Source organism: Flavobacterium sp. HTF (assembly GCF_003105115.1).
Classification (GTDB): Bacteria; Bacteroidota; Bacteroidia; order Flavobacteriales; family Flavobacteriaceae; genus Flavobacterium.
The window spans coordinates 69,581-86,059 of the sequence record NZ_QETH01000014.1; the positions used below are offsets into that span (position 1 = coordinate 69,581).

The window sequence follows — 16,479 nt, forward strand, 5'->3', positions numbered from 1 at the left end:
TTTTTTCTACCGACCAATTACTCCTAACGGAGTATTTCCTTGCAAAACATTTTACATTTCACATCTAACACTTAACTCAATTACTGTTTTTTCTTCTTCTCCGGCGGTGCTACAAAATTCAATTTGCTTTTTCCTAAATCTTTAGAAGTTGCGATTGCGATTCCTCTTTGTTCTGCTTTGTTTACGGCACAATAAAAATGATACACTACTCCATCGTGTTTGACTACAAATGATTTATGCGCAAACATATCATCGTAAGGTTCAGAAGATTTGATTAGGTCATCGCCTTTCCAGTCGGTCCAGTTTACTAAATCATTCGAAACGGCAAAACGGTTAAATGCACCTTGATTCCAACCCGTCCAGAAAGCTCCAAAATAGAACATCACCCAAGTATCATTAATACGCTGGATATAAGCATCTCCTGAAATTCCTTTATGATGATTGATTAAAGGTTTATCACCATAACGCTTCCATTGTTTCATATCGTTTGATACTGCCATAGCAATACGCTCTGCACCTTTAGCAGGATTTACACTATCACCACGGGCATTATAATACATAATGAAATTGTGTCCTGTTACTTTATCTTTATCACGAATCACACTGTTTTTGTACATCGTACTATTATCCCACCATCTGGCGTCTTTGTCTTTTGGTGTCAACACCGGATTTTCTAATCTCTGAAATTCGTGTGGTTTTGTCGGCGCTTCTTTAGTATAAGCCATTCCGATAGAAAGAACTCCAGCTTCGTAACCTTTGCTGTCTCCGCCAAAATAACTCATCCAGTATTTGTCATCGTATTTTTCCCATTCGTAACTTCCGCCCCAGGTTGGATCCTGCAACGAAATATAGCCTGCTTTTTGGTTGACATCCCAATGTTTTTCGTTTTCTGAAAAAGACATTACCTTTCCTAAATATTTCCAATCCAAAAGATTGTCGCTTTCTGCCAGCCAGGTTTCGTAACCTCTTCCGTCGTAAATTAAATACGTCATATACCATTTTCCGTCTTTTCTGAAAACACTCGGACAATCCATTTTGTATGAGTTGTCTGTTGGCACCATGACCAAACCGTATTTATAAGGCGTTTTTATTTCATTATAAATTTCCTGCATTACGTTTTCTGTAATGTCTCGTTTCTTGTATTTGGTGGCACAGCTTGTTATCGCAAGTGCTGAAATGGTTAGAATTATGTATTTAATCTTCATTTTTATGTTTTTTTTGCCACGAAGGCACTAAGGCTCTAAGTTTTTTTATTTGTTTATGAACAATCTAATCTCGCAGAGTCGCAAAGTTCTATTTTCTATACTCTATACTCTATACTCTAAAATCTTGCTTCTTGCATCTTTCTTCTCCCACCCTCTACTCTTTCTTCAATTCTGCTAAACGAGATTCCATTACATCTTTGTTCAATTTTACCTTTACCATTCCTGTTGGATGAAATCTTCTCTTCAAATCGATTGCATTATACATTATGGTGTAAACATCATTCCCTTCCGGGATTAAACATAAAGGCGTTCTCATAATATCCCACCATTTATTGACTTTGGTTTCGATTGGTAAATAATGCGCTTCTCCCCAATTAACCCCATCTGCCGATAATGAATACGCAATCATGTTGGGTAAATGATGTCCCCAGCCGTCCGGGCCTCCGTCGAAAATTGCGATGTACAAACCGTTTGGAAGCTGGCTCACAATTGGATTTTCAACAAACTGCGGATGCATTGTCTTAACGGGTTCCAGACCTTTGTTCATTCTTAACCATGGCCCCTCTAAACTTTTGGATTCGGCTAAAGCCACAAACCAGCCTTTTCCTGATTTTTTTGGATAGTCTGCCCAGGAACTAAACGGATACGCACCACTATAAAATCCGAACCATTTGTCGCCAACCTGGTAAGGAAAAAACGAGGCAACGCCCTGACGCCCTTCCCAGGGCTGAGAATCTAATCCCGGTTCCATAATAATGCCCATATCTTTATAGGGTCCGCCAATTCCGTCGATTCCTTCAACAGTCGATTCGCATCTCCAGATTCTTCCGAAAGAATGATTTGGTTCTATTTCTTTACTAACGGTGTAAGCCAAATAATAGCCGTACCATTTGTTTGCCTTTTCGTTAAAAACCGGCATATACGACCAAATTGCGGCACGGCGATCATTCATTGGGTTATCATCTTCAGTTAAAGCATATGTTCCGCTTGCCTGATAGATTGTTGATTCTCTTTTCCAATGGATTGCATCTTTACTCGTCCAATGTCCTATTTTGGTTTTTACACGATCGTAATAATAATCAACGCCTTTTTCTCCGGCTCTTTCTGTTGGAAACATATGGTAGGTATCGCCGACTTTTACAACACGTCCACCTTCAAAACCTCCCTGAATTCCATCTGTCCCCGACATTCCTTCGTCAATAACGGGTTTGTTTTCTCCGCCGATAATTTCAAAAAGTGGTTTTTCATCTGAAAATCCTTCGATAATAAAAGTGGGATTCCAAAGTTTACCGTCTGGCATTTCGGCATTCCGAAAACCTAAATTTTGATTTTTTTTTATTACTCCTAAAATGGCGAATGACCGATTTACTGGATTGATGGTGTACGTTCCTATGGGATAAGAAACAGCATACACATTTACAGGAGATAAACCTGTTACTGTTAAACCATTTTGAAGCACCATTTTAACGGGATTTAATGGAGTAAATTCAGCTGTATCTATCTCCTCGAAAACACCAATTAAAACCTCAACTGGTTCCTTGAATTTTAATTGCAATGGAGAATTTGTTCCGTTTTTATATTGATTTAAAGGAAGTTCAATGCCTTTCAAACCTTGTAATTCTGTTGCTAAACGAACGATGTTATGTTTACTGCCCGAAAAAACGTGTGCGTATTGTGTTGTTTTGAATGTTTTGTAATTTGATTTTACAATTTCAAATGATGCTGGTTTCCATGCAACGTTTTGTCCTGTGGCTTGGATGCAGAAAGTTAACAGCATTAGGAAAGCAGTTTTTAATTTGAAGTTGTATTTTTTATTTTTTGCAAGCATTTTTTTTACTTTTTTGAGGCTTTTATTCTTTTAATGCATTTTCCCAATCTTTGTGGTTACGCGTGTGATTCTTCCTTCGTCAGAATGACAAACAGCGCGTTTAAGAACTCATCACTAGTTACTAGTTACTAATTACTCACAAAGCCTTATAACTCACTTTATACTCCACATTCGGTTTTACAACCAATTGATATTTATTTTTTGATAATTCCGTTATCGTCCCGGAATTTGTTTTTGGTTTGCTCACACTTTCAAAAACCAATTTTCCTTCACCTTCGCCTGCTTTTACTTTGATTTCTTTGGTACTGCAATACACGGTAACTTCTCCGTTTGGTGTTGGCACTTTTCCTTCTATCCATTTTAAACCTCCAAGATTTGGTTTAATTTCGTATTCTGAATAACCCGGAGCGGTTGGTTTTACACCTAAATAATATTTCCCTAATAAATAAATCGGACTGGCACCCCAGGCATGGCAAAGACTTTTCCCGTAAGGACGGCCATACATTGCTAAATGCTCTGTTCCTTTTTTGTTCGGATTGTATTCTTCCCAGAAAGAGGTTGCGCCCTCATTCAGCATTCCGCCCCAATAATCTTTCATTTCTTTTAAAACGTAATCCTGTTCACCCATTGCACACAACGCTTCCAACTCGTAAAAACGCATGTAGGGTGTTGTGATTTGAAGAACATCTTTATTCAGCAACACTTTATTTTTTACACTTTGTTTTTGTTCCTCATTAAAATAATTGAAAAATATACCGAACATATTGGCGTATCTGGTCACAATATTTTGCATTTTACCGTCAATACGCTGGTGCTTCATCACGTTTTCTTTTTTGTCCCAAAAGACATCGAATAATTTTGCTTTTAAATCAGCCGCTAATTTTTGATACTGTTTTTGGTCTTCACTTTTACCTGCAATTTCAGCACTAACGGCCATGGCTTCTAAACTTCTTGCCAAAAGCATTTGCTCAAAACTTACTTCTCCCGTTTTTGGCAATCCATCTGCCCAGTCAATAAAAACCCAATCGCCTTCTAATGGCTCCAGGAATCCGTTTTTGTTTCTTCTTTCTAAACAGAAATCCATCAATGATTTCATTCTTGGATAAAAAGTTTTAATGAATTTCGTATCGCCCGTGTGCAAATAGTAATCGTAAACACCCACAAACCAATAAAGCGAATAATCCATTATGATATTGACATGAGCCGTTACAGGATCTTTTCCGCGAAGGGCTAACAGCGTTCGTTCTACAGAAGCCGAATCAAAGAATAAATAATAATTCATTAAATAACTTTGATAAGCGTCGCCGGACCAAACCCAACGGTCACGTTTAATTCCGTCTATAAAAAATTCGCGGGACGTTAAGTGCATCGTGTAAGCCGAGACATCCCAAATTTTATTCAATTGTTCATCCGAAGATTTGAATGCACCACGATAGTCTAATGGCAAATATTCATAAAGCATCGAAATCGAATCGTATTTTACTCCTGCATCTGCTTGCACTTGAACATAACGGAATGCTTTCGAGCCGTCATGCGTGTAGGTTTCAGGCTGTTTTCCATCAAAAGATAAATGATCTAAGGTTTCGCATTTGGCAGAATCCAATGCTTCTTCACGAGATTCACCATAATAAAGTGCTACTTTACCTTTTCCTTTTAAACCATGAATTTTAATATAACCAAAAGTTTCTTTTCCAAAATCTACTAATTCGCCAGCGCCTGTTTTTTCTGTCTTTTTTGCACTTAAAGGTTTGGTTGTGAGTTTAAATCCGGAAGGTTTATTTTCTGGCGAATTAAAATTCCAGGAACCAACAGGCACCCATGGTGTACCGGATTGTTGTGCTTTTCCGGTTTCGTCAATCCAAAGTTTATCTTCATTGGTCACTTTCCAGGAGGCATCAGATTTAACATATTTGCCATCAATGTAAATAGCTGGCAATACTTCCTGATTATACACTTTAAAGGAAATTTTATGTTTTCCGGCAGGGATTTTTATTGATTTTGGCTGTCCATAAATCTGGACACCATCTAAAAGTAATTGAAAAGGTCCTTCGGAGTAGATTTTTACCTCATCTGGTTCCGGAATATCTACTTCTGTTTGAAAAGTGACCAGGGCATAAGGACTGTAATATTGCCAAAGAGGTGGAAATACTGCTTCGCGCTCTGTACGTCTTACCTGCATTTTGTTGCTTAACCAAACTTCGAAATCACCCGGATACCAAATCCACGTTGCTTCTTTTGATTTTTCCTGCGCCGATACTAAAGAACAGGAAAAAAGAGCAACAAAAAGAAGTAAAATCTTAAAAATGGAAAATCGGCTTTGCATATATCTTTTTTTGGGACTAAAGATAAGTGTTATTTTTACATTTCACAACCTGTTCTATCCTGTTATTTCGTAAAAAATAATGGTTTTTGATATTTTTAAGGGAAAAATTATGGTTTATCACTTTTTTAGTACTAAATAAAATGATGTTTGAATTTTTGACGGAACGCTGATGAAACGGATTTACTTCGTAAAGACGCGGATAAAAACAGATTTTAATTATTGTGCATTGTTGTCATTTCGACGAAGTAGAAATCACACGCGGGATTCGACAAAGATTGAAGACATACCTTATGGAGCTTCTAATGTGATTTCTCCTTCGTCGAAATGACAATGATTATGGTTATTTTGAATAAAACTAAAGAAAAAAATCTGCGTCTTCGCGATAGCGAATCCGTTTTTATCAGCGTTCTGATTTATGTTTATGACCTAAGCAGTCATTTTTTGAGAATCATTTTGATCTTCTAAAATATAGTTTGAAGGTGTTTTGCCTAAATGTTTTTTAAACATAAAAATAAAGGCACTTGCTGTTTCATAACCTAAATCTAAGGCAATTTCCTTGATGGATTGTTTTTCGCCTAAACGTTTTATGGCTTCTAGTAATTTTAAACGTGTACGCCAGTCACTGAAATTCATTCCCAATTCTTTGATAAATAATCGGGACAAAGTTCTGGTACTCATAAAAGAAAGTTCTGCGTAATATTCTATTGTATTTTTGCTTGAAACATCATTCATTAAAAGTTCGACAACTTTTTGAAGTCTTTCGTGATTAGTTGTTGGGAGAAAAGTTGCGCTTGGCTCAATTAGAGCTAATTCATCTAAGAAAACAGAAATGATTCTTTTTTGTGGCGGAGTGAGATTTCCCTCTGTTCCAAAAGAAATTATTTTAAAAACCAGTTGTTTTAAAAACATCGGAATATCAAAAGAAAAACTGTTCGTTGGCAATCCTTCCATTGCAGACGGATCGATGAAAACGCTGTAATAATTAACGTCTTTCTGAAAAGTAACCTGATGTTCTACGCCGCCCGGAAGCCACAAGCCCTGCAACGGATTTACAACCCAAATATGATTTCCGACTACTACATTCATCACCCCTCTTGTAGCATAGATAAGCTGCCCTCGGGGATGGGAGTGCGAGATACACATTTCGTTGTTTACCATTTCGGTATACCCAATAACAGGTATAGATGGATTCAGTTGGTATCCATAATCCTGAGCCAGCCGATATGTCCGAATTTGATTATTCATTGTCCAAATATAGTAATTTTGACATTTTAATTTATTTCAATTTTGTAAAAAATAATAGCAACTGTTATTTTTAAAATTAAGATTAACTTAAAAACAACTCATGGAAACCGTTAAAGTACAACCAGAAGTAATTAAAAAAACCACGTATTCTATACTTTTTATCATCAGCTTTTCGCATTTAATAAATGATCTTTTGCAGGCTGTTGTTCCTTCGATATATCCATTAATCAAAGAGAATTTTGGACTGAGTTTTTCTCAAATCGGAATCATCACTTTTACTTATCAGATCGTCGCTTCAATCTTACAGCCTTTTGTGGGAATGTACACGGATAAAAAATCAAAACCCTATTCTTTAATAATTGGAATGTGTTTTACAATGGTGGGGCTTTTTCTGGTTTCCATCGCTTCCAGTTTTATTTATCTGTTATTATCAGTAAGTTTAATCGGAATCGGATCTTCGATTTTTCATCCTGAATCTTCAAGAGTAGCGCATTTGGCTTCTGGCGGAAAAAAAGGACTGGCTCAGTCTATTTTTCAATTGGGAGGAAATGCCGGAAGTGCGATTGGGCCATTATTGGCTGCGTTTATCATTATTCCGCATGGACAAAGTTATGTAGCCTGGTTTTGTATTATTGCTTTAATTGGAATTTTTGCTTTGTATAAAATTGCAATTTGGTATACGGAACATTTATCTGAAAGAAATGCTAATAAAGCCGCTCTTAAAATTGAAACGCATCATTTATCTAAAAACCGTGTGATTGGTTCATTGGTTATTTTATTGATTCTGATTTTCTCTAAATACTTTTACATGAGTAGTATTACAAGTTATTATACTTTCTTTTTGATTGATAAATTCCATATTTCGATTCAGCAATCACAAATCTATTTATTTTTATTTTCGGGTGCAGTGGCTGCCGGAACTTTAATTGGTGGACCAATTGGAGATAGATATGGTAGAAAATATGTAATCTGGGTTTCTATTTTGGGAGTTGCTCCGTTTACCCTGATGTTGCCTTATGTTTCTTTATTCTGGGTAGGGACTTTATCTGTAGTAATCGGATTGATTCTGTCTTCTGCTTTCTCTGCAATTTTGGTTTACGCAACAGAATTAATGCCCGGAAAAGTTGGTTTAGTGGCCGGTCTTTTCTTCGGATTTGCTTTTGGAATGGGCGGATTAGGTTCTGCTGTTTTAGGAAAAATCGCCGATGCTACGAGTATCGAATATGTATTTAAGATTTGTGCATTTCTGCCTTTGATTGGGGTTATTACTGGGTTCTTGCCTAATTTGGAGAAGAAAAAGAAGATTGAGTAATTTTTTAATCTCGCAAAGTCGCTAAGGCGCAAAGTTTTTTTAAAAAAAAGTTTTAATTGCGTCCCGATAAATCGGGATGAAAATAATACAAAGCTCAAAAGGCTTTAGCCAAATTATCTACAATTTGGCTAAAGCCTTTTTCTATTCTTGTTACATATACCTCCAGTTAAAACTGGAGGCAATTCATAAAAAAACTTTGCGTCTTAGCTCCCGATAGCTCGGGATTGCGAGCAAAATTTTCTCTGTGTATTTACAATCTTTTTCAAAACATAGCCCGTGGTTTCAACCACGGGAAACGTATTTTGGTAAACGTAATGTTATATATTGTGTCCCCGTGGTTGAAACCACGGGCTATGTTTAAATGGGGTGATTATTATTTTGTGTTAATTTCATTATTGGTTGTAATAATGATTTTATTTTGCTGATGTTCAATCGTTACGAAATTCCCATAATCAAAACCGATATTCTGAAGCCATTTTCCGCAAAGACGTATTTCTGGAAATATGACATAACGATTATATGATCTTGCGATATGTTTTGGCTGGATTGTTAATCGTCTTTTTGCTGATTGTTTCATCTCATTATTTTTTCACTGAAACAAAAATAGTAATAATTTTATTACAAATAATAATTAAACAAAACTTAATTGTAATTTTATAGCACTTTTGAATAACATTATTATACTTTTTATTATATTTAAAATACATCATATTTGCATAAAAAAGCAATAAATCAACATTATGTCGCAATTAAATTTAAATAGAATAAAGGTTGTTTTAGTTGAAAATAATAGAAGCAATAAGGAATTAGCCAAACATTTAGGTAAAACAGTATCGACTGTTTCGCGTTGGTGTACGAATGATTATCAACCTTCTATTGAAACACTTTATGAGATTTCTAAGTTTTTGAAAGTTGATATTCGTGAGTTGTTGGTTTCGACTGCTACTAAATCATAAAAAAAACGCTTTCTTATAGGAAAGCGTTTTTCATTATTTTTTATCATCTACTATTTTAATATTGTATTATTTACAAACTTACGTGCTTCTTCAAGTTCTTCACTTGATAGTAAGTCTTTTTCGAGAACTTTATTAACCCATTTTGGACCATGACCTCCAATACTTTTATCAAAAGCTTCAATTTCTCCTAATTCCAAAATATGCAAGTTTTTTTCTTTGAAGGCACTTTGCACCTTATTAAATGATGCCGTGATGTCTCCTGCAGGAAGATAAGCTTTACCAGATGCTTTTGCTTGTGACCATGGCGATGACCTTTTAAGAAGGCTTTGAATATCCTTTATTTTTTGTTCAGGAATAATTTTGTCTGAAAATGAACTAAAAACCAAATCAATTTCTTCCTTTAATTTATCTGTCTCTAATTCAGGACGTTTTTCATCTATAGCCTTTTTTACTTTCAAAAAATCAGATTTTATATTATTCCAGTCTCCTCCAAGGCTTTCATAAACAAATTTTGTTGGATTTTCATCATGATAAAAATCAAAATCTCCAATAATTGTCAATGGTACTTCTAATTCTTTTAATGCTTTTATAATGACTGGAAAACGATGCTTTCCTCCTGATTGTATAAAAAGTATATCAGGGGAAGAAATTTTTTCATTATCTATAATTGCACTAGAAATTGCACTATAGAATCTACAGTCAGAATCACTTTCTACTAAAACCACTCTTTTATGAAATAAACCATCAAGTATATTTGAATGTCTTAAAATAGAATCTTTCCAAATACTTTGCAAATCACTATTCTTTAAAACTTTTACAGAATTGGTTGATTTACTTCTTTCAATTCTAATTACAATTAATCTATCTGTAGCATTTTCTAATAATCCTTTCAAAAAATGTTCACTGTGTGTAGCGATAAAAAGCTGTTTCTGATCTCCCAATTTTTGAGAAACCATCTGACCTAATAAACTAGCTTGTGGAGGGTGTAAAAATGCTTCTGGTTCGTCAATTATGTTTACAGAAAAATCTTCCGCAAATAATGACAAAAATACTCCCGCAAAGCTTTTCATTCCATCACCTTGTTCATGTAATAATGGTAATTCTCTAAGTTTCTTTTGATATTCTGTCGAAACTCGGTCATTTTCAGCAGTTGACTTTGGTCTTTCTCCTACATGCAAAGGAATTTTTCTTCCTGCTCCATGATTAATAATCACTTCTTCTCCAAAAGCTTCTTTGAAATACTTTGAAAATTGAAGCTCTTTTTCGCTATCCTCTTTTAAAACATGAATAGAATGCGTTCGCATCTCATTCATAAAGTCTATATTATCTGGAGGAGAAACTAAACTAAGACGGCTAGTAGTGTTCATTGATTTTACTAAAAAATTTGAAATGCCCACAGATGATCCCTGAGTACCTCTTAATAAATAATTCCAATTATCTTTGAGAGAATCACCATTTAAACCCGAATTAGTAGTACTTTCATAATACATATAAACTCCATTTTTTAGTCTGCTTTTAATACGTTCTAAAAAAACTTCTGCATTACCACTAGCAGAAATTTTCAATGATTCCAAAATAATATTATTAATCTTCGGTCCTTTAGTTAGATGAGAAATTTCTCGAAGCGTTTGGCTTTTACCACTATTATTTGGACCTACGAAGACCACGATAGAATCTTTTTTTAAATTAACATTTAAACCATTTTTGAATTCAATTGAATCAAGCCAAAATTCCGTTTTCATATTTTTATTAATTAAAATTTAACAAATTATTTAATATTAATATCAAAAAATCTCTTATCTAATATTTCTTCAAATATAATTGATTTGAAATAATTCTGTCACGCAATCTTTAACCATTTAAAAAAACAAAAAACGCTTTCCAAAAAGAAAGCGTTATTAATGTAATAATATAAAGATTTTCAATTCCCGTTAAAAACCAAATACAAAGCCAAAATCACCAACCCCAACATCCCAAACAAAAGCTTAACCTTTTTACTCGTTTTAGGAATATCCGTTTCATCTGAAACGTTAACCTCAGGATTTTTATCGGTTAAAGAAATAATAACGGCTGTAATTAAAAGCACTACAAAAATGTAAAACGAAATCAATAAAAAGTGAGGCCACGCTGGATATTTATCGGCAGGGAAAATCCATAAATATAAAACCCCAACAAACAAACTAAAAGCCGAGCCCCAGGAAAGTGTTGCATTTACGGCTTTTTTAGTGGTGCGTTTCCAGAAAACACTTAAAAGGAAAACAACAGATAACGAAGGCGCCAGGAAACCTAAAACCGCCTGAAAAATATTGAATAAATTCTGTCCTTTGATATTGTCAATCGCAACGGCGATTAAAATCGCAAAAACGCATCCGGCAGCAATCGTCAAACGGCCAATTTTAATCTGATCTTTGATAGTTGCCGTCGGATTGATTTTCTTTACATAAATATCATTCGTAAAAACGGTGCTTAAAGCGTTTAGCGAAGAACCAATAGTTCCCACCAAAACCGCAATCATTACACAGATTACCAAACCGTTCATTCCGCTTGGGAAAAGATTCGTAACCATAGTCATATAAGCCAAATCAGAATTGCTTCCTAATTCGGGATATAACGCATAACACAAAATTCCGGGAAGAATAAACAACGGCAAAGCCATAACTTTGAGCCATCCGATAAAGTTCACACCCAATTGTCCCTGTTCCAGATTTTTAGCTCCCAAAACACTCTGTACCATCGACTGATCGGTACAGAAAAAAGCAACTGCTGCAACCGGATATCCTAACAAAATAGCCGGCCACGGGTAATGTGCATCGTTGGCAGGCTGTACTAAATTCCAGAAATTAGAGGGTGTTTTGGCAATTAAAACATCAATTCCACCTAATTTTTGCAGACCTAAATAAGAAAGTGTCAGCGAAACTACAATCAGCAAAATCATCTGAAAAACATTGACTTTTGCAATCGCTTTCAGTCCTCCGGCAAAAGTAAAAATTCCGGAGAAAATCACTAAAACGGTAACGCTCTGCCACATCGGAATTCCCAAAATCTGACGTACTAAAACGCCTCCGCTGAATAATCCTAAAGACAACCAGCTCACTAATATTTTTACCAAAGCGTACCAGGCCAGAATATTTTGTGTACTGTCGCCGTAACGTTTTCCCATATATTCGGGCATGGTACTTACTTTACTGGCAATATATCTCGGTGCAAAAACCATTGCCAAAAGCAGTAAAAACACAAAAGCATACCATTCGAAATTTCCGGCTACAATTCCGGTTGCGTAACCAATACTCGCAAAAGCCAATAATGACGAAGGCCCAACATTGGTACCCCACATATTAAACCCGATGCTGTACCAGTTTAATGAATTTCCGGCCAGAAAAAGCGTTTCGTTTTTCTTGCTTTGTTTTACACTTACTACCCATCCAATTACTAATAATGCCACCAAATAAACAGCTACAATTATAAAATCGAGTGTGGTTAATTTATCGTAGATATTGTTCATAGTCCGTATTCGTTAAGGATATTGGCAATTTTAACCGGCATTCCTGTTTGCAAAGATTTATCCATTGCCTGAAGCAGAGCCACGGTTCCGATACCTTCTTCCATGTTTGGATAAGCTTCAAAATCCTGCTCGATACTATCTGCAAAATATTCCAAATAATTCTGATATTCTCCACCGTGATGGCTTTGTCCTTCAAAACGGAAATAATATTTTAAAGTGTTGTCGCCCCAGGTAATCACTTTTTCTTCACCCGTTTTGTCTGTAACGGCATAACGCAATTCATGATAATCGGCCTGACTTGCCCCTTCGGTTGCTCTTAAAATAGTGCTCATTCCACTGTCGCGTTGCGCTGGCTGAGTCGGCGAAGTATAAACACCGCTTACACGCGCAATTCTTCCATCGGTTGCTTTGAAGATAAAGTGCATCGTGTCTTCATTCTTCAATCCGGCATTTTTTCCGTTACTGCTGATCATTCCGTAACCCATTACTTCTTCAATATTAGGAAGATACCACCTGATGAAATCTACAGGATGGCTCAAACCTCCGTACAACCATTTAAAGGATTGTAAAAGCGACCATTCTTTCTTTAAAAACCATCTGTGATCAGCGTGATATTGTGCTTCAATTGTAATTAAATCACCTATTAAACCTGCTTCGTAATCGGCTCTTTGCCTTTTTGCCGGTTCGAAGAAACGCGAACTTTGTCCGATAAAAACTTTCTTTCCAGTTGATTTGCTTAATTCCAGTAATTCTTTAGCATCCGAAAGATCATCGATAAAAGGCTTTGTACAAACCACATGTTTTCCGTGCAACAATGCTTGCTTTACATGCTGGGAGTGTAAATGATCGGGCGTGTAAATGGCAATAATATCGATTGATTCATCATTTAATAAATCGTCATAATTGGTAGTGTACGAATGAAAATCAAATTCTTTTGCTCGCTGTTTACACAATTCTTCATTTCGGTCGCACACTTTTACAAGTTCTAGTTTTGAACTTTCTATTGCAGCCGACATTGTGCTTCGTCCTTCTCCAAGTCCCAGAATGGCTATTTTTAACATGGGTGTGGTTATTTTAGATTGTTGATTTTAGATTTTAGATTATTTGCGAAATCTTCTTTAAGATTAGTTTTTGTTTTTTCACGCAGATTAGGCAGATCGAGCAGATTTTCTTTTTTTTGGCTCTTTCTTCTATTTTTTCTCCTCTACACTCACTTTGTTTAAGAAAATCCATGTTTCGTCTGGTTTTGCGCCTTCAATTCCGGATTGGTATTTTTTCATAAGGGCATTCCAATCGTCTACACGAGGATTATTCTGGGTTGTTTTCGGATTTAGTTTATCCAGATTTTCTCCTTTCGGAATACTGATTATCAAGATCAATTGCCTGTCTTTTTTAAAAACCTGCAATTGCTGGAAATCGGCGTTACAGAAACCTTTTGCAACTTCCGGCCATTTTTCGAATTGTGTTTTATGATAATCCACATATTCTTTTTGCAATTTTTCATCAGCAGGAAGATTCGCTGTCAGAACAATATTTTCCCAATCAGATGCCGGTTTTGAATCTTTACATCTTTCGAAATTTTGAAAATCATACACCAGATCTTCATAGATTTTAATTTCTAAAGAAGGAAAAGCCAAAGCTAATTTTCGTTTTGTTCTTTCGGGCTGATTCATTTTTCCGTAAATCACCAAATGATTTTTCCATTGGTACAATTCCTGACCTACGATTCTAAAACCAACCAAAGTCGATTTGATTTTTTCGATATCAAAATCAGAACCTGTCAATTCGATTGCATATGGTTTTGGCATTTCCTGCAATCCCCATTTTTCATCGATTACGATTTCTTTTTCTAAAGCTGCATAAGGCGCTCTGATTCCGGCAGCATCTTTTATTTTCGTACTTACATACGGATCGTTGTGTTCCCAGATATTTCCTTTTGGACCGTTATGATTTTTAAGGATTTTCTTTTCTGCAATCCAGTTATTTTTTATCGTAAAACCTTCGCTTCCTTCGTCGGTATACAGATACAGCCATAAAAACGGATCATGTGCATAAGGACTGTTATAGACTTTATCAATATAATTTTCTTCGATTCGGCTGTTGGGTTGCGAAGAAAGCGTGTAAATTCCTGCTACATCATGTAAATGTTTCGCATAATGATGAATTTTATTCGCCAGAATTTTATTGTTCTGCATCACGTTTGCTGTGTGCGTCCAGCCCCAACCCATTGAAATTCCGGAATAGGAAACATCTGAAATTTCGTTGTGTTCAATCGTAATATTTCTAACAAAACCAGCCGCAATTCCTAAAGTTCCCCAATCTTCATTGGTAACATTTGTAATTACGTTATCAGAAATCACTTCATCTGAACATATTTCTCTTTCATCTTTTATGACTAAAGGCAAATGCGCTTCAAAAGGTTCTTCAGAAAAAATACCCACATTGATGGCGCTTCCGCCAATGTCTTTGAATAAATTTCCTTTTACAGTATTGTGATTCGTTCCTTTATTTAAATCTAAACCAGTCGAAGACAAATGTTCAAAACGACACGATTCAAACTGAATATTATTCGAATAATTCACTTCAACCGCTGCGCGTGGTCTTCCTACCCAGGCCTGATTTTCTAAGTTTGCCTGATTGGGCGTTCCCGGTTCTTTCAGTTTATAAGCATCCAGAAGATACAATCCAGCCTGCAAAGGAACATGCCCTTTCTCTGATGGACGAAGCCAGTTGCTGTACTCAAAAGAAATTCCTTTAAAATTAAAATGATGTACAGGAGAATCAATCGTACCTTTTACTTCTACCAGGTTTTCTAAAACCGGAGCCGTAATTTTTACCGAATTAATCTCTTCTCCTGCTCTTGGAATATAATAGATTTTGGCATTTTTTCTGTCTAAAAACCATTCGCCCGGTTCGTTCAGCATTGAAATTCCGTTATTTAAATAATACGCTGAATTTCCATTGTTTTTAGAAATCCACGGTGCCGGCCACGGATGTTCACTCTGAATGCGTCCTTCCGGTTCTTCAAATGAAAGCCTGGCACTGTCTTTTTTAACTTCAATATTCTTAATGCGAAGGTTGGCCGTAGACCACCACTGCACAATAAACATTTCCATTCCCGGTTCGTATTTGATTGATTTATCTTTAAACGGAATCCAACACGTTTGTGATTCATGATCCCAGGACAAAATTCTTTCCATTTGGTTTCCGGCAGTATTTTTAGCCCGAACGGCTTTTTTTCCATTTACCCAAAGTTGTCTGTAGTTGATTAAAGAACCTGCTATTGTCGGAGCATCTGCTACCCAGACAGATCCTTTTTTTAATCCGTTTATATTTGCTGAAGATTTTGTCCAGTTTTTGATTTCTATTCCGCCGCTTAATATTGGTTTTGAATTTGCATCTGCTAAAATCGTAGTCGGACTGTCTGCCGTTCCTGAATCTTCCGGTCTTATAAATAAGGGTTCATTTAAATAATACGTTCCGTCCATTACAATAATCCGAATCCCGTCTTTTATAGAAGCATCTTTTAACCGGCGTAATTCTCTGGCTTTTCTAACCGCCATTTGTACAGTGGCTAAAGGGCTTTCTTTAGTTCCGGAATTCTTGTCATTTCCATTTTTTGACACCCATATTTCGGCCGCATTCATGGAGAATGTAGAACAGATTATGACAAAACAGATTAGTATTTTAGTGAAAGTATTCAGACGCATTATTTAAGTTTTTAATTTTTTTCCTGAAATAAAATTATGAGGCATTTAATTTAAACAATATTAATTTTACAAATAAATCTATTTTTAACACTTTTACCAAATAATTGTCCAATATAACAGAACATAGAAATATATGCATCCTGTACCCTCCTGCATTTACCTGTCCTGAGACTATCCTCGTCTTAAATTTGGTCAAAAAAAAATCCATTTAAAAATGGATTTCCTATTCTCGAGATTAAATCTCTATACTAAATGTTGTTTAAAAAATTTAACGCCCGAATACACGGGCGTCAAATAGCACAAAAAACCACTTTTGCTTAAACAAACTTAAAAAAACTAATTTTTATCTATAAAAGCCCATTGCTACCCCGCCGTCTACGTTCAGTGCATTTCCGGTC

11 protein-coding genes are annotated in these 16,479 nt (G+C 35.7%); 2 read left to right on the forward strand and 9 right to left on the reverse strand.

Annotated elements, in window-relative coordinates; translation table 11 throughout:
• Positions 1–80: 80 nt before the first annotated feature.
• From DCO46_RS06605 to DCO46_RS06620, 4 genes are all read right to left on the reverse strand, one after another.
• Complete coding sequence (locus DCO46_RS06605) at positions 81–1,205, reverse strand: glycosylase (RefSeq protein WP_116751773.1); 1,125 nt, start codon at positions 1,203–1,205, stop codon at positions 81–83.
• Positions 1,206–1,359: 154 nt separating this feature from the next.
• Positions 1,360–3,033: a hypothetical protein gene (locus tag DCO46_RS06610; protein WP_116751774.1), complete on the reverse strand. Its 1,674-nt coding sequence runs from the start codon at positions 3,031–3,033 to the stop codon at positions 1,360–1,362.
• 136 nt (positions 3,034–3,169) lie between these two features.
• Positions 3,170–5,356, reverse strand: coding sequence for an alpha-L-rhamnosidase C-terminal domain-containing protein (locus tag DCO46_RS06615; protein WP_116751775.1), 2,187 nt, complete (start codon positions 5,354–5,356; stop codon positions 3,170–3,172).
• 426 nt (positions 5,357–5,782) lie between these two features.
• A complete protein-coding gene (locus DCO46_RS06620; protein ID WP_116751776.1) occupies positions 5,783–6,601 on the reverse strand; it encodes an AraC family transcriptional regulator in 819 nt (272 codons plus the stop codon).
• A gap of 100 nt (positions 6,602–6,701) precedes the next feature.
• Here DCO46_RS06620 and DCO46_RS06625 point away from each other — a divergent pair, with 100 nt between their 5' ends.
• The gene (locus DCO46_RS06625; RefSeq protein ID WP_116751777.1) at positions 6,702–7,913 is read left to right on the forward strand and encodes an MFS transporter; all 1,212 of its coding nucleotides are present in this window, start codon (positions 6,702–6,704) and stop codon (positions 7,911–7,913) included.
• Between the two features lie 373 nt (positions 7,914–8,286).
• Here the strand turns inward: DCO46_RS06625 and DCO46_RS06630 are convergent, their stop codons facing one another.
• The gene (locus tag DCO46_RS06630; RefSeq protein WP_116751778.1) at positions 8,287–8,490 is read right to left on the reverse strand and encodes a SymE family type I addiction module toxin; all 204 of its coding nucleotides are present in this window, start codon (positions 8,488–8,490) and stop codon (positions 8,287–8,289) included.
• A 163-nt stretch (positions 8,491–8,653) separates the two neighbouring features.
• Here DCO46_RS06630 and DCO46_RS06635 point away from each other — a divergent pair, with 163 nt between their 5' ends.
• Positions 8,654–8,869 (forward strand): helix-turn-helix transcriptional regulator, encoded by a 216-nt coding sequence (locus DCO46_RS06635; protein WP_116751779.1) that lies wholly within the window; start codon positions 8,654–8,656, stop codon positions 8,867–8,869.
• 50 nt (positions 8,870–8,919) lie between these two features.
• Here DCO46_RS06635 and DCO46_RS06640 read toward each other — a convergent pair whose 3' ends face one another.
• The 4 genes from DCO46_RS06640 to DCO46_RS06655 all read right to left on the reverse strand — a co-directional run bounded on the left by DCO46_RS06640 (position 8,920) and on the right by DCO46_RS06655 (position 16,081).
• Positions 8,920–10,611 carry an ATP-dependent nuclease gene (locus tag DCO46_RS06640; RefSeq protein WP_116751780.1) on the reverse strand — a complete coding sequence of 564 codons (1,692 nt, stop codon included), beginning with the start codon at positions 10,609–10,611 and terminating at the stop codon, positions 8,920–8,922.
• A 179-nt stretch (positions 10,612–10,790) separates the two neighbouring features.
• Positions 10,791–12,371, reverse strand: a complete 1,581-nt coding sequence (locus tag DCO46_RS06645) for a sodium:solute symporter (RefSeq protein ID WP_116751781.1) — start codon at positions 12,369–12,371, stop codon at positions 10,791–10,793.
• Complete coding sequence (locus tag DCO46_RS06650; protein WP_116751782.1) at positions 12,368–13,432, reverse strand: Gfo/Idh/MocA family protein; 1,065 nt, start codon at positions 13,430–13,432, stop codon at positions 12,368–12,370. Before DCO46_RS06650 ends, DCO46_RS06645 begins: the two co-directional genes overlap by 4 nt.
• Before the next feature lie 129 nt (positions 13,433–13,561).
• Positions 13,562–16,081 (reverse strand): L-rhamnose mutarotase, encoded by a 2,520-nt coding sequence (locus DCO46_RS06655; protein ID WP_116751783.1) that lies wholly within the window; start codon positions 16,079–16,081, stop codon positions 13,562–13,564.
• Positions 16,082–16,479: the final 398 nt, after the last annotated feature.